Annotated in this window: 24 protein-coding genes and 2 pseudogenes; 20 read left to right on the top strand and 6 right to left on the bottom strand. The window is 45.9% G+C overall.

The features are described from left to right. Nucleotides 1-88 precede the first annotated feature (88 nt). The 12 genes and pseudogenes from H6F63_RS26680 (at nucleotide 89) to H6F63_RS26625 (ending at nucleotide 9252) form a co-directional block, all read left to right on the top strand. The gene (locus H6F63_RS26680; protein ID WP_190640337.1) at nucleotides 89-472 is read left to right on the top strand and encodes a DUF2267 domain-containing protein; all 384 of its coding nucleotides are present in this window, start codon (nucleotides 89-91) and stop codon (nucleotides 470-472) included. Between the two features lie 104 nt (nucleotides 473-576). Continuing rightward, the gene (locus H6F63_RS26675) at nucleotides 577-1677 is read left to right on the top strand and encodes a DJ-1/PfpI/YhbO family deglycase/protease (RefSeq protein WP_190640336.1); all 1101 of its coding nucleotides are present in this window, start codon (nucleotides 577-579) and stop codon (nucleotides 1675-1677) included. A 95-nt stretch (nucleotides 1678-1772) separates the two neighbouring features. Beyond that, nucleotides 1773-1994: pseudogene (locus H6F63_RS26670) on the top strand (SDR family oxidoreductase); the annotation flags it as partial. Nucleotides 1995-2087: 93 nt separating this feature from the next. Beyond that, entirely contained in the window at nucleotides 2088-2804 is a 717-nt protein-coding gene (locus H6F63_RS26665) for an SRPBCC family protein (RefSeq protein WP_190640335.1), read from the top strand. An 81-nt stretch (nucleotides 2805-2885) separates the two neighbouring features. Continuing rightward, nucleotides 2886-3290 carry a hypothetical protein gene (locus H6F63_RS26660; protein WP_190640334.1) on the top strand — a complete coding sequence of 135 codons (405 nt, stop codon included), beginning with the start codon at nucleotides 2886-2888 and terminating at the stop codon, nucleotides 3288-3290. Nucleotides 3291-3676: 386 nt separating this feature from the next. Then, nucleotides 3677-4846 (top strand): zinc-dependent alcohol dehydrogenase, encoded by a 1170-nt coding sequence (locus H6F63_RS26655; RefSeq protein ID WP_190456904.1) that lies wholly within the window; start codon nucleotides 3677-3679, stop codon nucleotides 4844-4846. A 72-nt stretch (nucleotides 4847-4918) separates the two neighbouring features. Beyond that, the gene (locus H6F63_RS26650; protein WP_190640333.1) at nucleotides 4919-5347 is read left to right on the top strand and encodes a hypothetical protein; all 429 of its coding nucleotides are present in this window, start codon (nucleotides 4919-4921) and stop codon (nucleotides 5345-5347) included. Nucleotides 5348-5608: 261 nt separating this feature from the next. Next, nucleotides 5609-6778, top strand: a complete 1170-nt coding sequence (locus tag H6F63_RS26645; RefSeq protein WP_190422834.1) for a zinc-dependent alcohol dehydrogenase — start codon at nucleotides 5609-5611, stop codon at nucleotides 6776-6778. A gap of 9 nt (nucleotides 6779-6787) precedes the next feature. Next, nucleotides 6788-6970: a hypothetical protein gene (locus H6F63_RS26640; protein WP_190422832.1), complete on the top strand. Its 183-nt coding sequence runs from the start codon at nucleotides 6788-6790 to the stop codon at nucleotides 6968-6970. Nucleotides 6971-7124: 154 nt separating this feature from the next. After that, the gene (locus H6F63_RS26635) at nucleotides 7125-7466 is read left to right on the top strand and encodes a cupin domain-containing protein (RefSeq protein ID WP_190456909.1); all 342 of its coding nucleotides are present in this window, start codon (nucleotides 7125-7127) and stop codon (nucleotides 7464-7466) included. Between the two features lie 337 nt (nucleotides 7467-7803). Next, nucleotides 7804-8679, top strand: coding sequence for a manganese catalase family protein (locus H6F63_RS26630; protein ID WP_190640332.1), 876 nt, complete (start codon nucleotides 7804-7806; stop codon nucleotides 8677-8679). A gap of 366 nt (nucleotides 8680-9045) precedes the next feature. After that, nucleotides 9046-9252 (top strand): hypothetical protein, encoded by a 207-nt coding sequence (locus H6F63_RS26625; RefSeq protein WP_190422826.1) that lies wholly within the window; start codon nucleotides 9046-9048, stop codon nucleotides 9250-9252. Between the two features lie 24 nt (nucleotides 9253-9276). Here H6F63_RS26625 and H6F63_RS26620 read toward each other — a convergent pair whose 3' ends face one another. Next, nucleotides 9277-9444, bottom strand: a complete 168-nt coding sequence (locus tag H6F63_RS26620; RefSeq protein WP_190640331.1) for a hypothetical protein — start codon at nucleotides 9442-9444, stop codon at nucleotides 9277-9279. Between the two features lie 3 nt (nucleotides 9445-9447). Between H6F63_RS26620 and H6F63_RS26615 the strand changes: the two genes are divergently transcribed. Both H6F63_RS26615 and H6F63_RS26610 read left to right on the top strand, forming a co-directional pair. Then, entirely contained in the window at nucleotides 9448-9792 is a 345-nt protein-coding gene (locus H6F63_RS26615; protein ID WP_190640330.1) for a type II toxin-antitoxin system RelE/ParE family toxin, read from the top strand. Beyond that, on the top strand, nucleotides 9764-10090 hold the full coding sequence (locus H6F63_RS26610; protein WP_190640329.1) for a transcriptional regulator: 327 nt from the start codon (nucleotides 9764-9766) through the stop codon (nucleotides 10088-10090). Before H6F63_RS26615 ends, H6F63_RS26610 begins: the two co-directional genes overlap by 29 nt. A 104-nt stretch (nucleotides 10091-10194) precedes the next feature. Here the strand turns inward: H6F63_RS26610 and H6F63_RS26605 are convergent, their stop codons facing one another. Continuing rightward, on the bottom strand, nucleotides 10195-10461 hold the full coding sequence (locus tag H6F63_RS26605; protein ID WP_242019038.1) for a helix-turn-helix transcriptional regulator: 267 nt from the start codon (nucleotides 10459-10461) through the stop codon (nucleotides 10195-10197). Between the two features lie 189 nt (nucleotides 10462-10650). On the opposite strand from H6F63_RS26605, the gene H6F63_RS26600 reads away from it, so the two are divergent. From H6F63_RS26600 to H6F63_RS26580, 5 genes are all read left to right on the top strand, one after another. Next, nucleotides 10651-10881, top strand: a complete 231-nt coding sequence (locus tag H6F63_RS26600; RefSeq protein WP_190640328.1) for a hypothetical protein — start codon at nucleotides 10651-10653, stop codon at nucleotides 10879-10881. Nucleotides 10882-10888: 7 nt separating this feature from the next. Then, nucleotides 10889-11251, top strand: coding sequence for a hypothetical protein (locus H6F63_RS26595; RefSeq protein WP_199298302.1), 363 nt, complete (start codon nucleotides 10889-10891; stop codon nucleotides 11249-11251). A 92-nt stretch (nucleotides 11252-11343) separates the two neighbouring features. After that, nucleotides 11344-11568 (top strand): hypothetical protein, encoded by a 225-nt coding sequence (locus tag H6F63_RS26590; protein WP_190640327.1) that lies wholly within the window; start codon nucleotides 11344-11346, stop codon nucleotides 11566-11568. Then, a complete protein-coding gene (locus tag H6F63_RS26585) occupies nucleotides 11535-13547 on the top strand; it encodes a hypothetical protein (RefSeq protein WP_190640326.1) in 2013 nt (670 codons plus the stop codon). The genes H6F63_RS26590 and H6F63_RS26585 overlap by 34 nt, the downstream gene beginning before the upstream one ends. A gap of 146 nt (nucleotides 13548-13693) precedes the next feature. Further along, the gene (locus H6F63_RS26580; protein ID WP_190640325.1) at nucleotides 13694-14362 is read left to right on the top strand and encodes an HAD family hydrolase; all 669 of its coding nucleotides are present in this window, start codon (nucleotides 13694-13696) and stop codon (nucleotides 14360-14362) included. A gap of 117 nt (nucleotides 14363-14479) precedes the next feature. Here the strand turns inward: H6F63_RS26580 and H6F63_RS26575 are convergent, their stop codons facing one another. The 3 genes from H6F63_RS26575 to pdxH form a co-directional block, all read right to left on the bottom strand. Beyond that, a complete protein-coding gene (locus H6F63_RS26575; protein WP_190640324.1) occupies nucleotides 14480-14905 on the bottom strand; it encodes a translation initiation factor in 426 nt (141 codons plus the stop codon). A 153-nt stretch (nucleotides 14906-15058) separates the two neighbouring features. Continuing rightward, entirely contained in the window at nucleotides 15059-15571 is a 513-nt protein-coding gene (locus H6F63_RS26570; protein WP_190640323.1) for a hypothetical protein, read from the bottom strand. Nucleotides 15572-16249: 678 nt separating this feature from the next. Beyond that, the gene (pdxH, locus tag H6F63_RS26565) at nucleotides 16250-16894 is read right to left on the bottom strand and encodes a pyridoxamine 5'-phosphate oxidase (RefSeq protein ID WP_190640322.1); all 645 of its coding nucleotides are present in this window, start codon (nucleotides 16892-16894) and stop codon (nucleotides 16250-16252) included. Nucleotides 16895-17097: 203 nt separating this feature from the next. Between pdxH and H6F63_RS26560 the strand changes: the two genes are divergently transcribed. Continuing rightward, nucleotides 17098-18180, top strand: a complete 1083-nt coding sequence (locus H6F63_RS26560; RefSeq protein WP_190640321.1) for an AI-2E family transporter — start codon at nucleotides 17098-17100, stop codon at nucleotides 18178-18180. 290 nt (nucleotides 18181-18470) lie between these two features. On the opposite strand, the pseudogene H6F63_RS31220 reads toward H6F63_RS26560, so the two are convergent. Beyond that, a pseudogene (locus tag H6F63_RS31220) lies at nucleotides 18471-18568 on the bottom strand (IS982 family transposase); the annotation flags it as partial.

The following is an 18568-nucleotide window of genomic DNA, read 5'->3' as shown; positions in this document are numbered from 1 at the left end:
TTTTTGCCCTTTGTTTAAGACGCAATAACTTGGTGTCTCAAGAAAACTCCCTCTCAGCCCTCAGTCTGATTTTTGTAGGAGGTTGCAAGTGAATTACAACCAATTTGTTAAACAGGTTCAGAGCGTTGCTCAGCTAAACTATAGTCAGGAAGCGGAACGTGCCACTCGCGCCACAATGGAAGTTTTGAGAGAACCTATCGTGGGAGACGAGGCAAAAGATTTGGCTTCACATCTGCCTGTGGAGTTAAAAGATTGTTTGCATGGACGAGAAGGTCAAAACGGGCAATACTTTTCTTTAAAAGAGTTTTATCAGCGTGTCGGTGAAAGAGAAGGTGTAAATTCTACCGATGCCGCAATTCATGCGAGAGCAGTATTTACCGTGTTGCAAGCAGCGGTGACACCAAGTGTTGAAGATATCCGCGCTAATTTTCCGGACGATTACCAGGAGCTATTCGTAGCATGCAGGGAATAAAAAATTTTAAGTGAAAGTTAGGTAAAATTGGAACTTTTGCTTGTTTGGTTTCTGGGAATAGCCCAATTTTTTTCAAAATAACTTAAGATATTGGAGGAAAAAGCATGACAGTTAGCAATAATAACACCAACAAGAAAAAAGTAGCTATCCTCATCGAAAACGGTGTGGAAGATTCTGAGTTTCAAGTGCCTTATAAAGCGCTACAAATGGCGGGAATGGAAGTGGTTGTACTCGGTTCTCGGATGAACGAGAACTATATGGGTAAACAAGGCAAATTGTCAATGAAACCGGATGGCACGACAACAGAAGCGATCGCGCTTGATTTCGATGCTGTGATTATCCCCGGTGGGATGGCTCCCGACACAATGCGGACAAACCCGAATACAGTCCGCTTCGTACAAGACGCAATGGAAGCAGGAAAGCTGGTAGCTGCTGTTTGTCACGGGCCACAAGTTTTAATTGAAGGCGACTTGCTCAAAGGTAAACAAGCTACTGGCTTCTTTTCCATCCGCAAAGACATAATCAATGCGGGTGCAAATTATGTAGATGAACCAGTGGTAATTGATGGCAACTTGATTACTTCTCGTCAACCTGGAGATTTGCCAATTTTCACCACAGCAATTCTCAGCCGTCTGGGTTACGGTGGAAAAGAAGCGGCTTTACCAAATGAGAACGATATAACTGCGGAATGGTGGAAACTAGCCGATTCTTGGGGTGGCTCTACCAAGGGCGATATTGTTAAAGGTTTGAATACAGCTTTGACGGGTGAGCGTTATTCGCAAGAAACATTTGAGCAGTATGCGGAAAAAACTTCAGATCCGGAGTTGCGATCGCTTCTGCAAGACATGATTCAAAATAAACAGCGTCACATCCTGATGCTGGAATCTCGCATCAAAGAACTGGGCGAAAACCTCTCGATCCCGGCGCAAGCTGCTGATAAATATGCCAAATTGAAAACTGCCCTCCAAGGTAGTGACGATACCGATTTGTTGCGTCGGACAATGGGCGATCTCCAAACTGGTGTTGTGGATGTCAATAACCTGCGGGTGAAATTTACCGATCCAGTTACAACGGCAATTTTGACGCAGATTGAAGTGGAACTTTCAAAGTATGAGCAGTGTTTAGCAGCCCTCTACAAAGCACGCATGGCAAGTGGAGAAGTGAAGCCTGCCAAGCCGACAAGCGCTCCTGCTGTCAAGATGTAAGTTTGGAGTTTGTAGGGTGAATAATACCTACCCTACAACCCTAATTTTTAGTGTTTTTCCCCTTTTCAAGGGAATGCTTCAGGGGAGCTTTTCCAGGTACAGGGGAAGAAATGGCAAATGTCTATGCTTTTATCGCCTCGGATGAAGCAAGTTATGTTACGGGTGCTTTGTGGTTAGCTGATGGTGGTGTCACAGTCGCCAAAGGAGGTGTAGGCGAAGAAACTCCAGAAGAATTGCGTGCTGAACCGCAAGGAGAACTCCGTCTAGATCATTCTAAGGAAGGGCTAGAAAATAAAGAAGTTCAAATTGTTAGTTAGGGGTTGGAGACTGGGGACTAGGTACTATGTACTGGGCAAGATTCTTCCAATCCCAATCCCCACTTTTCTATTACCAATTGAGGAAATTAAGAAATGGCATCAAGTCAAGATATCGTACCCAGTAATCAGCCGGAAAATAGTGGCAGTAGCAATGTCTCAGATGTCGAACGTTGGGGTTCGCTAATTAGCGGCGGCGCGATGGTGCTAATGGGTTTAAGGCAACGTTCTCTGAGGGGAGCCTTGATGGCGATCGCAGGCGGGAGTTTAGTTTATCACGGCGCAAAAGCAGATAAAAGCATTCAAGACACCATACAGGAAAAAGCAGGCATGAGTGACACCATTAAAGTTGAAAAAACTGTAACTATAAATAAACCAGCAGACGAACTTTATCGCTTTTGGCATAACTTTGAGAACCTGCCCAACTTTATGAAGCATCTCAAGTCTGTGACGGTTTACAATGAGACGCGATCGCACTGGATAGCTAATGCACCCCTGGGCGCAAGTGTGGAGTGGGATGCAGACATAATTAACCAGAAAGAAAACGAGTTTATTGCGTGGGCTTCTGCTGAAGACGCAGATATTGATAACTCTGGTTTTGTTCGTTTTACGCCTGCACCAAACAATCGCGGTACAGAAGTAAAAGTTGTCATTGAGTATAACCCGCCTGGCGGTGCAGTTGGGGTAGCGATCGCTAAACTTTTCGGTGAAGCACCACAACAGCAAATCGGAGACGATCTCCGCCGCTTCAAAATGCTCATGGAAGCTGGCGAAATTGCCACCACAGAAGGTCAACCTTCCGGAAGAAGTTAAGAATTTTATCCTATGGGATTCTTAAAAAAGGGCAGCTGAATTGCTGCCTTCAAACTTTAAAACTCGTAATGGAGAAACCAAATGAATCAAACAATTAAGCGACTACAGAATATTGGCTTACGCCTGGTTACAGTTTTTTTTGCAGCGCTCGCATTCTTAGTCATTCCGGCTTTTAGCAACAGCGTGTCGGTGCAAGCGCAAGCAGCAGAAACCCGCTTTGATCCCGCCGATCCTTACGCAATCGACAGCGAAACGATTGAGAAAGTCAAAGACATGGCTGAAGACCATGTAGGCGACAGAGGGAGTATTGGCAATACTGGCTTGAAGAATCTCAAAAAGTTGGGAGAAAATATTTCCGAAACAACTGACGTTATCCGCAGCCAAAGGTTTGATAACGATCGAGGCGCTGATATGGGCGATCCTCGTGTTGTTCAAGACAAAAATTATGAGGGAATATCCGTAACTAAAGACCGCGCACCCAGGTAATTTGACTTGTACAACACTGGTTGTGAAATTAACTGAGAAACCTAATACACTTCATTTAGGGCTAAAAAGCTAAAGCCCTTGTAGGTTGGGCCTTTGGAGTAAACCTCAATCGTGAGCAGCATTTGTTGAGGTTCCCCTAGAATTCAACCCAACCTACAATTATCCCTTAACTGAACGTTATTCAGAGCTGACAGAAGACGCTTTGGTCAGACAATCAGAAGAAAAAAACCGGATTTCAAGGGAATAAATGGGCAACTGAGTTATCAGGAAAACTAAGAAACCGGATTTCTTCCTTAAAAGTGCTGAGTGTTTCGGCTAAGGGTGCTGAGTAGTTACAAGCAGATCGAAACGTTTGCACAATGCAAAATCTCAAATCCAAAATAGATATGAAAGCTGTTTGTTGGTACGGTGCAAATGATGTGCGGGTCGAAAACGTACCCGATCCGAGAATTCTCAACCCACGCGATGCCATCCTCAAAATTACATCAGCAACCATCTGTGGTTCTGACTTGCACATTTATGATGGCTATATCCCGACGATGAAACAGGGTGACATTCTAGGTCACGAATTCATGGGGGAAGTCGTCGAAATTGGCAGTCAAGTCAAAACGTTGAAAAAAGGCGATCGCGTAGTCGTCTCTTCCATCATCGGCTGCGGTCAATGCAACTATTGCAATCAGCAAAAGTGGTCATTGTGCGACAACTCTAACCCCAACGCTTGGATGCAAGAGAAAGTATTCGGCTTTGGCACATCCGGAATCTTCGGCTACTCCCACTTATTCGGTGGCTACGCAGGTGCCTTTGCTGAATACGTGCGCGTTCCCTTCGCCGATCATGGTGCAGTCAAAGTTCCTCAAGACATCCCCGATGAAAAAATCCTGCCCATCTCCGACGCTTTCCCCACAGGCTACATGGGTGCAGAATTCTGCAACATTCAGCCCGGAGATATCGTAGCAATCTGGGGTTGCGGCCCGGTCGGATTATTCGCCATGCGAAGCGCCTATATGCTTGGTGCCGAGAGAGTTATCGCCATCGACCGCGTTCCCGAACGCCTCCAAATGGCTAGAGACTTCGGCAAAGCCGAGACTATCAATTACGAGGAAGTTGATGCCGGCGAAGCACTTAAAGAAATGACCGGAGGACGCGGCCCGGATTCCTGTCTTGATGCTGTGGGACTAGAAGCACACGGCATGGGTCTTGAGGGATTTTTCGACGAAGCCAAACAGTCGGTACGCCTGGAAACCGACCGCCCCTCAGTGCTGCGGCAAATGATGGTGGCTTGTCGCAAAGGCGGCACCCTGTCAATTATGGGCGTTTATAGTGGCTTTGTGGACAAAATGCCCATGGGTGCAGCCTTTAACAAAGGCTTGACCTTCAGAATGGGGCAAATGTTCGGTCAGAAGTATATGCCGATGTTGTTGGATCGAGTTATGAATGGCGAAATCGATCCATCTGTCGTGTTTACCCATCGCTTACCTCTTGAAGAAACGAAGCAAGGCTTTGAAATTTTCAAGCACAAAAAAGACAACTGCATCAAAGTGCTGCTAAAGCCTTGAAATAGCTAAGAGTAATCCACAATTAGCAATTAGTCATTAGCAGCATTCACATTATCAAATGGAGTTTTTTCGATGAACAAAGTAATCTCTTTTCTACAAAATGTTCGCTTGCGCCAGATTGTAAGTGCTTTTCTGCTCGCAGTAGCACTTTTGGTTGGCAGCGCTTTCGGCTACGGCAACCAAATTCAAGCGCAAGCTAATTCCACTACATTGACACCAGAGGCTGATTCTTACAAAGTTAAAGGTGCTGATAGTTCGCTACGTACTGACATTGGAAATGCCACTAACCAGGCTGAAGATACGGGCAGCAGCATAATTGATAAAATTGAAGATGTTGCTGAAAATATCAAAGAGAAGCTGAATCTTGACGAACCGCTTCCCCCCAGCACTAAGAAGTTTATCAATCAAGTTGAAGACGCTACGGGAGTAGATGACGGCTTAGAGCAAGGTATCAATGATGCTGCTAATAACGTTACCAGCAGCAAACCTTATTACAAGTAATTCGCACTCATTAGCCAGAACTATAGCAATCCTAATCGATTTTAAAAACTTTCTTCTTTTTCTCTTTCCTTCGTGTACTTCGCGCCTTTGCGGTTCGTAAAAAAAAGAAAATTTAACAAACCGCGTTTGCGGAGCCTGCGCGTTAGCGCTTAGACGCGCAGGACGCAAAAGTAAGAGAAAAAAAAGAAAATTGTATGAATCATTTAGGGCTGCTATACCTAGCTAATGATTAATAACTAATGATTTAAGGAGAAAAATTTAATGAAAGCAGTTTGCTGGCATGGTGCAAATGATGTGCGGGTGGATACAGTACCCGATCCAAAAATTCTCAACCCACGTGATGCAATTATTAAAATTACATCTACGGCGATTTGCGGTTCCGATTTGCACCTTTATGACGGCTACATCCCTACGATGCAGGCCGGAGATATTCTCGGTCACGAGTTCATGGGGGAAGTCGTTGAACTTGGGAGTGCGGTAAAAAATGTAAAAGTAGGCGATCGCGTAGTCGTCCCCTTCACCATCGCCTGCGGCAGCTGCTTCTTCTGCAACCGCGACTTGTGGTCTTTGTGTGACAACTCCAACCCCAACGCTTGGATGGCAGAACAAATGATGGGTCATTCGCCATCAGGACTCTTCGGCTACTCCCACTTGTTCGGCGGTTACGCTGGAGGTCAGGCAGAATATGCGCGGGTGCCATTTGCCGATGTCGGCTTGTTCAAAATTCCCGACGGTTTAACAGACGATCAGGTGCTTTTCCTCACCGACATCTTCCCTACCGGATACATGGCGGCGGAAAATTGCAATATTCAACCCGGTGATACCGTAGCCGTATGGGGTTGCGGCCCTGTAGGACAGTTTGCTATCAAAAGTGCCTTTATGCTAGGTGCAGAGCGCGTCATCGCTATTGACCGCGTTCCCGAACGCCTACAAATGGCGAAAGAGCAATGTGGGGCGGAAGTTCTCAACTATGAAGAAATTGAGGTTGGCGACGCACTTAAAGAAATGACAGGCGGACGCGGGCCTGATTCTTGTCTGGATGCAGTCGGGATGGAGGCTCACGGTACAGGGCCTATGGCATTATACGACCAGGTAAAGCAAGCCGTGCGTCTGGAAACCGACCGACCTACCGCCCTGCGCCAAGTAATGCTTGCTTGCAGCAAAGGCGGTCATGTATCGCTGGCGGGTGTTTACGGTGGCTTCCTTGACAAAATCCCAATGGGTGCAGCTTTTAACAAAGGCTTGACATTCAAAATGGGGCAAACCCATGTCCATAGATACTTAAAACCATTGCTGGAACGTGTGCAGAACGGCGAAATCGATCCGTCTTTCGTAATCACACATCGTTTGCCTTTAGATGAAGCAAAGCACGGTTACGAGATTTTTAAGCATAAAAAAGACAATTGCATCAAGGTTGTACTAAAACCGTGAGGTGAGAGGGTGGATATCGACCAAGGCATAAAGCTTGAAAAAAAGGTGATGATCGAAAAATCCCTCCTTGAAATTTATCGCTTTATCGAAGAACTAGAACAGCAAGCAAAAGCCAATCAGCAAAGATTTAAAGAAGCGATACAAGCAGCCGAAATTCTCACCACTGAAAGTCAATCTTCAGGGCTTAAGTAAGCTGCTAATATCCTTTAATTTGCACAGTGGAGCGGGCATTTTGTCCTCTCCACCATAAAACTTTTTATTTGGTGTAGGCTGTAAAGCTGATGATGGCGATTTACACCGCCCGATCTGGCAAAAAAATCAAAGTTTAAATAAGGAGCGACGAAACATGAGCGATACAACTGTAATGAAGGTAGACTCTACTAATTCCCCTAAAGGTGAGATGGGACAAAAATATCTCGCATCAGGCAAAACTGTCTCAATGCGCCTTTGGGAGGATGAGCAACCAGGTGAACCCAAAGAACCAGCCGCACGCGATTATGAAACTGTCGGCTACGTAATCAAAGGTCGCGCCGAGTTGCACCTTGAGAGCCAGATGGTCTTACTTGAATCAGGCGATTCTTGGGTAGTTCCCAAAGGTACATCCCACACCTACCGGATTCTCGAACCCTTCACAGCAGTTGAAGCAACCAGTCCACCCGCTCAAGTTCACGGACGCGACGAGAATTAAGCCAACGCTTGTATATAAGCTCACTTGAAAAATTAACAATAAAAAACCCGGTTTCTTCCAGAAGACGGGTTTTTTTATGTCATTGAGAATTGGGTTGTCACTCTAGTTAAATATTTAAATAATTCAACAATAAATATGTACATATTGCTGAAAAAATAAAAAAATATTAGTTTAAACTTGTCCTCCTACAGGCTGATGTACGGGCATAAAATCGATAGTTAACTAAAAGGCATAAAGGACACAATTTTTGAGTTTTGAGCGGTGAGATATCTTGGGAAATGACTAATTTGTAACCTTAGATATTGTCCTAAGGCTCAGTTTAACTAGGGAGATTTGAATGTTTTATCACAAGAAGCAACTACAGTATTTCAAACCACCGGAAAAGCCGGATGCACTTTACGCAAAGAAGATCCAAGAACTCATCGGCGGCACCTTTGGCGAGATGACCGTGATGATGCAGTATCTGTTTCAGGGTTGGAACTGCCGAGGGCCTGCTAAGTACCGCGATATGCTGCTTGACATCGGTACCGAAGAAATCGGTCACGTAGAGATGTTAGCCACAATGATCGCCCACCTGTTAGATAAAGCGCCTCTATCAGTCCAAGAAGAAGGTGCCGCAGATCGGTTAGTGGGTGCGGTTATGGGCGGTAGTAACGTCCGCGAAGAGATTATGGCGGCGGCGATGAACCCACAGCACGCCATTGTTTCCGGTTTAGGTGCAATGCCCTCTGACAGCGTTGGTTTCCCTTGGAACGGTCGCTTTATCGTCGCCAGTGGCAACCTGTTGGCAGATTTCCGCTCTAATCTTCATGCGGAGTCACAGGGACGCTTGCAGGCGGTGCGGATGTATGAAATGTCAGACGATCCGGGTGTGAAAGATACGCTCTCTTTTATGATCGCCCGCGATACGATGCACCAAAATCAGTGGATGGCAGCAATTAAGGATCTGGAAGATTCTGGGCTTGAAACTTCACCTGTTCCAAGTTCCTTCCCTCTGGAATTGGAGAAGCGGGAATATGCCTACCAGTTCTGGAATCACTCTGAAGGTACCGAAAGTGCTGAAGGGCGCTGGGCGAAGGGTGAATCGATGGACGGCAAAGGGCAGTTTGAGTACATTGCGAATCCGCAACCGTTAGGCCCAGAACCTACACCTCCACCCGCTGAACCTAAGTTGCATGGGACACCAGGTTTTGAAAAGGCAAAACATACATAGATGAAACTTGAGAATTAGCGATTAGCTTGTCAGAGTGTTAGCTAATTCTCAACGTAAATCTAACGAATGTTATTGCGGCTAAGACTTCTCAACACACCTGTAGTTTTGCAGGTGTGTATTTTTTTTGTAAGGTGATTTCCTTGCTGAGTTGCTAGGCGATCGCTCTAAACAGATAAACGAGCAAAAAGCGCGATCGCGTTGTGAATACTCTTAACTGATGGCTTGCTCCCGTGTGGTATAGAATTAAGGCGCAAAGACAGCATACTGTCACGGATGCTACTTAGGAAATAAGCAGGGAGGGGGACGTAAGTTTATCCTAAATTTTGCTTTCCTTAAAATGGATGGGTATTTAGGAGAAACTTTTAAATGAAAGAAAATTCGATTACTCGAAAGCATCTTGTTTATAGTCTGCTGACGGGTCTACTGATCGGCGCGATCGCTGGTACACCGATAGGCTGGTTTACTCATCGCGCCTATGCTGAGCAACGTTTGGCTAAGAATTTAATTTGCCGAGAGCAACATAGAAATCAGCCTGAAGCTGCTGTTCAATCTATCTGCGGCTCAAGATTCTAAAGTTTTCTAATAGTAATTGCCCTCCTATGCGATCGCGCCTTTTTTATTGCATCTGGTAAGGATGCGATCGCCGTACAGGTTATTTTGGCAGATTTGGATTTTTGCGGAGGATGCGATCGCTCGAAATAGAAAAACGAGCAAAAAGCGCGATCGCTTTCTGTGTAAATTAAGCCATAACGTGTTTACAATCAAATAGTGGAAGCCCAACCAAGAGAAATTCAGAACTACCTGACACCAGAGGGGAGAAGCCCTTTTGAAGAATGGCTTGATTCTCTCAGGGATATCAAAGCTAGAGTCAAAATTGAGAAGAGGCTCAAGAGAGTTGCATTAGGTAATTTGGGAGACTATCGCTCAGTAGGAGAAGGAGTTTGTGAACTGAGAATTGACTATGGTCCTGGTTTCCGGATATATTTTGGGCAAATAGGATCAACAATCATATTTCTCCTCTGTGGCGGAGATAAAAGCAGCCAAGAACAAGACATCCTGAGAGCTAAAGAATATTGGAGAGATTATGAAAGACGTGAAAACGCCAACAACTAGGAGCTACCACGACTATCTGATTTCTTCTCTCCAAGACTCCGAACACGCTGCTGCTTATATTGAGGTGGCGTTGGAATTAGAAGAAGGCGAATCTGAACCAGAATTGCTCAGAGCAATGCTTAAAGATATTGTGGATGCTCGCTTAAAGCTCAATAATCTCTCGGAAGAAGCGAAATTTCGCTATCAAAAATTAGACAAGATTCTGTGTGAAACTGGCGGTGCTGAAATTTACACTTTGGTTGAGTTGCTGGATGCACTGGGGTTTCGGATTGCGATCGCTCCCAAGTTGATTAATTGATAATGGCATCGTCAAACCGATCGCCGTACAGTAATTTTTGGCAGATTTATATTTTTGGACAACAGGCGATCGCATTCTCCGCTTCACCACTACAAAGCGATCGCCTAATCTTCTTCTGAGTGCGATCGCTGCGTTATCAACGAGTTAGGCAAATCGTCCAAACTCTTGTTAACTGCGCTACAAAAAGCCTTCATTTGGTAAACCGTCATCGTCGGTTCTGCCAATCCCCGTTCCCAGCGGCGAATGGTTGAAACTGACACACCCATCAGTCTTACCAAGTCTTCTTGAGACAGTCCAGCGGCCAAACGCAGTTTTTTAAACGGAGAATCAGTCTCCTCTGGTTGACTTTTCTTTGGTCTTGCCATTACCATGATAAAACCGCTCAAATTAAGCGGTTTATTTAAGCGTCAGTTTAAACAGAACAACGGACAGACAGCCTAAAAAGCCATCGTTTGGCTAGTTAGCTGCCCGGAATAGTTGTTTCTCAGAACAAAAAGTGTAACAGCCTATGCGACCAAGTCGTTCGCCTTGGCAATCTTTGTCGTGTCCATAAAAGATTTATGACCTACTTTAACCAGCTGCATCCCTGGTGCATCATCCGCCCACTGCCTAACTTACAGTCAGTTGTCGTTGCCCGTTTTCGTCGTCGCAGCGACGCGCAAGCACATCTGCAAATCCTCCAGCGCATGGTTGCAGGCGCGACCTACGAAATCATCTTCGACGTGACACCAGAACCCGCAGACCAGACTAACGAGATGGAGTTAGCCCAACCCAATTCTCACCTCAACTGAAGCGATTATGACCATTTTGTTTCGCCGGATTAAACCTTTCAAGTTTCGGATCACTTTTGACCTAATTGCCAAATTTTTAGGCATTCCTCAATCCCAGATTGTACGTGCTGAATGCTGGCGTTATATCTTGTTTGTTCATCGTAGCGATCGCGGCGGGCAATTCATTAGTTACCGCAAACTTGTTTTGTGGATACAAGCCATCGCGTCTTTAATTCAAACTTGCACAACCCTGGAAGACTTGTGGCAAATGGGCTTGTGGGTTCGCCAGGAGTGCCAGAAATTTGACTATGACCAGCGTATTATTGATTACCTGCGCCGAATCTGGATTAAACGCAGAGACGCTCTCAGAAGCCCTGAACTAAAGCCCTGAACTAAAGTTCGAGGCTCAAAGCTCAAGTCCGTTGAAACGGACTAAAATGCTTGCTGTATATGAAATTTAACCTGTTTTAACAGGTTTTAGCTTTGAGTCCGAACTTTAGTTCAGGACTCCTTGTGCCAGCGCCATTCCACCCTAGCCAGCCTGCTCAAAATCAAGAAAATCGGGCATTTCTACCGTATATAACCCTACAATCAGAGCTTCAACCTCCAGACAGACGAAAGATGGCGTTTTTACCTTTAAAGTGCGTACTGGTGACTGCTATCTGTGAGGCATCATGCGATCGCGCCCAATTCTTCTACTTAGTTTAGTTCTTCTGGTGATAGGCTTCTTTGCTTACCAAATTGAGATAGGCATTCCTGCCACACCCAGCATCTACAACACTTTTACACCCCTCACGAAGCCTGCACCGCAACAGATTGGCTCGTATGATGTCTTGGGATATGTAATTGACAAAGAAGAGGCAGATAAGCTGCTGGAGACAGAGGAAGGGCGCAAGCAACTTTTACCAGAAAATGGGGCTGTTGCGGTCACAGAAGACTTAATTAACCTGGGACGCAAGGCTTTTTACGCAGAAACTTTTAAAGATCAAATCTTTCAGACGGATGTTGTCGGGGCGCTGAATGGGCCAATCAATCTCGTGACGATGACGAAAGCGATCGCGCGGCTGGGAGGAAAACATACCACTAACCTCCAGATTCCAATCGATAAAGATGTCACCATCGGTGGTAGAACTTTTAGAGCAGGCACCTTACTGAACACCGGGATGGACGTACCCACAGGTTCAATTCTGCCCCTAGGAATGCGTACCAGCATCGAGAAGGGTAAAGTGCGAGTGGGGATAACCTGCGCCTTGTGTCATACAGCAATAGATGGTAAAAGTGGGCGCGTTATCGAAGGTGCGCCAAACAACGATCTCAACACTGGCTTAGTGTTGGCTATGGCTACCAACTCAGCCGCGATGTTTCGCCAGACGGGTGTAAATCCTACCAAAATGCCAGTAGGCGATCGCATTTACATTAATGCTGATGGAGAAAAAGCACGTCTGCCAGATGCCAAAGCCTTAGAAGATGCCGTCGATGCCGATTTACTAACTTGGCCTCCCGGCAACTTTGATTCCACGGGCAGCATGACCAACAATCCCTCCCAGATTCCATCCTCCTATACCCACGATGCTTGGCCCTATGGCTGGAGTGGACACTCTGCTGTTGGCTGGTTTCACGGGCTGACCAGCCTCAATAGCAACGTCCATGCTACCAACTCAGACCCCACAACCGGAGCTGATGGCAGTAAGCCCCTATTGGGTATTGACAAAGAGACTTATTTAGGGATTATTTTCCAAAATTCAGCAAATAAAGCTTTCCGGTTGCCAAAAGGGGCGAAACCATCCCAATTCTTTAACAAGATCGATCCGACGCCGGGGGAACCGGGAATGAACGAGACAATTCGGATGCCAGAATATCCAAAAGGTTCCCTGTTTATGCTGGACGGGTTAATGGCAAACTCACCAGGATACCCAGTAGGCGAACAACTCAACGGAATGTCAGCTTTTCAGAACACCTTGGCACCGCCACCCCTTCAAACTGCCAGCACAGAAACTTTAAAGCGGGGTGCGGCGATTTTCTCAAAAGCTAGTTGCGTTGAATGTCATAGCGGGCGCTACTTCACTAACCATCAGGTAATTGCAGAGCAAGAGATTCGCACTCAGCCCTCACGAGGCCCGGCGCAGGCTCCCTTTGCCCGCATCTTAGTACCACCCAAAACTTATCCGAGTAATGTCCCTGTACCCTTGCCAACCGATCCGCCTGTGTTACCAGTGCCAACTGATATTACACCGCAGCGAAGTATTGAACTAGCCTTTGCCATCAACAACCCCAAAGGCGGTTACAAGGTGCCTAGTTTAATTGGTCTTGCCGTCACCGCGCCTTATCTGCACGATGGAGGTGTAGCAGCTTCTTCCCAAGCACTGAAGCAAGATAAAAAAGGGTTTAGAATCGTCAAGCGTGACGAAATAGGTATGGCAGGCACGTTGCTTAAAGGCATTCAACCCGATCCTAGTGCAAGTTTGCGAGTGCTGTTAGATCGCAAATTGCGTAAGCAAACAGTTGCAGCTAACCGGGCTAATTCCGACTTAAAACACTCGAATGTAGATGGTAGCGGACACAATTATTGGGTAGACAAAAGTGGTGGCTTTAATGCTCAAGATCAGACCGATTTAATTCAATTCCTGCTGTCGTTAGATGACGAGCCGGAAGTTCTGCCTGCCGACGTTACTGTAGCGTCAAATTAGCTATTTTCCGCTCTCCTTCCCAGTCTCCGGCTGGGAATGCCTACATGAGGCGATCGCGGATCGCTTCATGTTATTCCACACTTTGACCGACGAGAGAGCCTCCGCGAATGCGTTCCCAAACAGAGTTTTAAATAGGAGTTTTCACAATGAAATTGCAAGGCGTAATTCTAGATGTTGATGGTACGCTGGTTCTGAGCAATGATGCCCACGCCCAAGCTTGGGTTGAGGGATTTGCCGCGTATGGTTATGAAGTACCATTTGAGAAAGTTCGACCCCTGATTGGTATGGGTGGCGATCACGTCATCCCGGCAATGGTGCCGGAATTAAATGACGAAGACGGAGATGGGAAAGCCGTTTCCCAGAAGCGTAGAGAACTGATCGTCAACCGCTTTGCACCAACACTGTCTCCTACACAGGGCGCAAGAGACCTAATCTTGAAAATGCAGGAGGCTGGATTAAAGCTGGTTATCGCTACCTCTGCATCAAGTCAAGAACTCTCCCCGTTGTTGAAAGCGGCACAAGTTGACGATCTACTTGATGAAGCGACAACCTCTAGCGACGCTAATGCCTCTAAACCAGCACCAGACATCGTGGAAGCAGCATTGAAGAAGATGCAAATGGAACCCAATCAAGTAGTGATGATTGCCGATACACCCTACGATATAGAATCTGCGAATAAAGCTGGCGTGGGTGTAATTGCAGTGCGTTCTGGTGGCTTTGACGATAATCAACTCAAGGATGCGATCGCTATCTACGATCACCCAGCCGATTTGTTGGCAAATTATGACACTTCTCCCTTAAGCCAAACTGCTTAAAGTCTATTTTCTTGTCAAAGGTTCCCATGAAAAAAGGCAGTAACGCGATCGCGCTACTGCCTTTTTTTTTACCTACACTGCCTCATCAAAACCAACGTCTCAAATAGCGGCAAAGCTTTACCATCCGGTGTATTCTTGGTCAGCCGGATCGCCATAGGGATCTTCGCTGGCGGGGCGAACATTGCCAAACTGCCCGTAGGGATCTTGATCCGCCGGATCGCCATAAGGATCTTGGCTGGCTGGGATAACATTGCCAAACTGTCCGTAGGGATCTTGATCTGCTGGATCGCCATAAGGATCTTGGCTGGCTGGGATAACGTTGCCAAACTGTCCGTAGGGATCTTGATCTGCTGGATCGCCATAAGGATCTTGGCTGGCTGGGATAACATTGCCAAACTGATCCTGATAACTATCTTGATATGCCGGATCGCCGTAGGGATCTTCGCTAGCTGGACGTACCCGTTGATCGTAGTTTTCTACGTTTTGCTCATCGTTCGAGTCAGTAAAGACCTCGGTCAGCTTTCGGAAAAATCCATCTACCATGATCTATCTCCTTTATCAACTTGTTGTGGAACGGGTGTGTAGAGGATATAAACCTATTCCACAACGCCGTTATGTTTCTGAATGTTTCTCGTTACCTTTGGGGCATTAGGCGCGACTTTGGGAGCGCACTTTCCAATCCCAAAGTATTAGGGTTTACTGTGCTGGGGCTGGAATTGGTGGTGCTGAACCTGCACCCGCCAGATCCGTGAGATCCCGGCCTGTGGCGCTGCCGTTATAGCCTTGGAAGTCACGGTACTGTCGCGCCTCCGCCTCCGGAACTTGAATCCCTTCAGGTGGCGGTGTTACCCAGTGAGCGCGATTTTGGGCATCGCGGTAGTAAATGCGCCCGTTCTTGGAAAGGTAATATTGCCCCTCTGGCCCTTGCTCTTGCCTGTTCTTATGCTTGTTGTAGAGATAGTAGAGTGCAGCTGCTCCCGCCAAAATCGCCACTTTCTGACCCGTTGACAATCCTTTTTTCTTCGCTTGGGGTTGGTTTGCAGGAGGAGGATTGTTAACAGTGCCAACACGGGTATCGTCAATAGGTGGAGGTGGGGCAGAACTCTGCGATTGTCCGCAGGCACCTATAAACGGAACCATGAGCAGCACTGAAAGCAGCAGCGCCATTGAACGGGAAAATCTTTTACGCTGTCGGTCAATTTTATTCATTGAATTCCTGTCCTCCCTCTGTTACAGGACGTTTTTTCCTAAAGTGATTTACGAACCTGCGCTGTTGTCAAAGCACTTTGTTATTTAATTAATTTCCACAAGCGCCTTGGAAACAATGGTTTTGTAAATGATGTAGAACACCACAATTACAGTCTTGTTGTTTTCATTTAATAATGAGCAAATTTCTAAATAATTCCCTACAGCTTCAGATAGAAGTTTTATCAATTACTTCATTCCAGAGGAATACTCACAAAGATGAGTCATAAATTATGGAAATATTTAATAGGTAGCAATACAAATAAAAGCCTTAGCTTATCTTCGAGGTGAGAGCTGAGTTTATTTAAAAGATGCGATCGCTATCTATAAAACAATACAGATCAATTAAGAATAGTTACAAGCTTTAGATTTTTAACTTGTTCGTGAACCGTATTGATATATAGGGTTTCTGTGTGACCTTCAGGCGACCTTGGTAGGGACATGGCATTCCAATGTCCTTACAGATGTATCGCACCCAATAGAGAATTGCTATATAGCAGCCCTAAATGATTTGTGAAGGCGAGATACCCGACTTCTTTAAGAAGTCGGGTATCTCAAAGGCTGGCATCTCGTCTATTGTTAACTAACCGCCCAGACACAGAGCAAGAAGGAAAATCCCTCTGCGCCCTCTGTGGCTCATTTCTAAGGCGACAGGCGCTCAATTACCCAGGTACCATCATCGCGAAGCTGGTAAAACAAGCGATCGTGCAGGCGACTCGGACGACCCTGCCAAAATTCGATCCCAGTCGGGATAACTCGGTAGCCTCCCCAGTGCTGCGGTCTCGGAATCTCCTGGTTTTCAAATTTCCCTTTCAATTCCTCTAACCGTTGCTCAAGCACCTCGCGGCTGTCGATGACTTGACTTTGGTGCGAAGCCCAAGCACCCAGCTGGCTTAAGAGCGGACGGCTGTGAAAATAGGTATCTGACTCTTCATCTGAAACCTTCTCCACCCGCCCTTCAATCCGCACCTGGCGTTCCAGTTCCGCCCACCAAAAAACTAACGATGCCCACGGATTTTCCTGAAGTTGCTGTGCTTTGTGACTCTCGTAATTACTGTAAAAGACGAAGCCTCGTTCGTCGAAGTCCTTGAGTAACACCATTCTGGCGCTTGGGTTGCCAACAGCCGTAGCCGTGGCAAGAGTCATCGCATTGGGTTCAGGAAGTTGGGCTTCTCGTGCCTGGTCAAACCACTTGCGAAATTGTTTGAAGGGATTGGGGTCAGCATCAGCCCGCTCAAGCCCGGATCTTTTGTAATCTTTACGCAGATCGGCTACACTTATATCCATTTTGGTTTCTCAATTAACTTCTTTTCCTAATAGGTATTTTCTCGCAGCCCTTGACTCCAATTTTTTACCTTTTAAAAAAAATACCAATTTGCCGATATGTCTATAGACTATAGGCTTTAGACTGTCCATAGTTGAGAGTCTAATATTTAGGCAGCTCTGGTGATAAAAGTGCCTCAGTGTGCAAATGCTACAGGTTTTTCACGATGCGCCGTTCAGCCAATCTTCAACGTCTCCTAATTTTGGGTCTGAGCGGCCCAATCATTGCCCTAAATATCTGGGTTCTGTCCCAGCTATTTCGCTATTTTGAACATTTATTCGCGGTGCTAACCATCGCGGCGATTTTAGCGTTTTTACTCAACTATGCAGTCCGGATTTTCGAGCGGTTTCGGCTCAGTCGCGCTCAAGCCGTCATAGTCGTTTTGCTTTTGACTTTAACATTTTTGGCTGTCGTGGGCGTAACGCTGGTGCCAATTTTGGTTGATCAAAGCGTCCAACTGCTAAAAAATATACCAGATTGGTTACAGGAAAGTAATCAGAATCTAGATTATTTGGACACATGGGCAAAAAATCGGCGTTTGCCACTGGATCTCAAAGGATTTAGCCATCGCGTCAGCGTTCGCGTTGAAAATCAAGTGCAAGCATTAGCTGGTCAGGCCTTTGGAGTTGCCTTGGGGACGGTGTCGGGATTAATAGATGTGGTGTTCGTGGTGGTTCTGGCATTTTATATGCTGCTTTATGGCGATCGCTTATGGTTCGGTCTGATTAATCTATTACCATCTCAAATCGGGCTACCCTTAAGTGAATCTCTGCGGCTGAATTTTCAGAACTATTTTCTTACCCAACTCATTCTAGGGTTATTCATGGTGGCAACACTGACCCCAATTTTTTTGATTTTGAAGATACCATATGCCCTATTGTTTGGCTTGCTAATTGGCGTTGCCGAATTGATTCCTTTTATCGGTGCTACCTTGGGAATTGGTTTAGTAACAATTCTGGTCATGCTGCAAGATTTTTGGTTAGCCATTCGTGTATTGAGTGCAGCTATCTTCATGCAGCAGATAAAAGATAATTTCTTGGCTCCTAAATTAATGGGCGATTTTACCGGACTTAATCCGATTTGGATTTTCATTGCTTTATTGATGGGAGGACAGATAGCGGGACTATTAGGTGTAATTTTATCAGTACCTCTTGCTGGAACTATTAAAGACACTATTGATACTATTCGCAGATTGCGTCAGCCCCCAGTTGTAACCACCGAGGCATACCGCGAACCCCAGGATACTTAAATGATGAGGAAGGGGATAAAAAATAATTCCAATATAGTAACCTTAATCATTTATAAAAATCGCTTTCTTCTTGTTCTGTGTGTCTGTGCGTTTGTTTCAAAAAAGGTATATAGCAATCCTATTTGAGCTGTGAGATGCCAGCCCTTCAGATACCCGACTTCTTAAAGAAGTCGGGTATCTCGCCTTCACGAATCATTTAGGGCTTTCACAAAACGTTGCGTTTCGTTACCGCAAACGCTACTCCCCTCAACTGAAATTTTGAAATTTCATATTTTTAACCTCAGTTCGGGTTAAGCTGATTGAACCAAAGCCCACTCTAAACGGAGTGATGGTTTCTTGGGTTGATGACAGTAAGCAATTAAACCACACAAGATATTGACCATAAAAT

The organism is Trichocoleus sp. FACHB-40 (assembly GCF_014695915.1).
GTDB classification, from domain to species: domain Bacteria; phylum Cyanobacteriota; class Cyanobacteriia; order Cyanobacteriales; family FACHB-T130; genus Funiculus; species Funiculus sociatus.
Note: the sequence above shows the minus strand (reverse complement) of the source record. Positions and strands in the feature narration are given on the sequence as shown.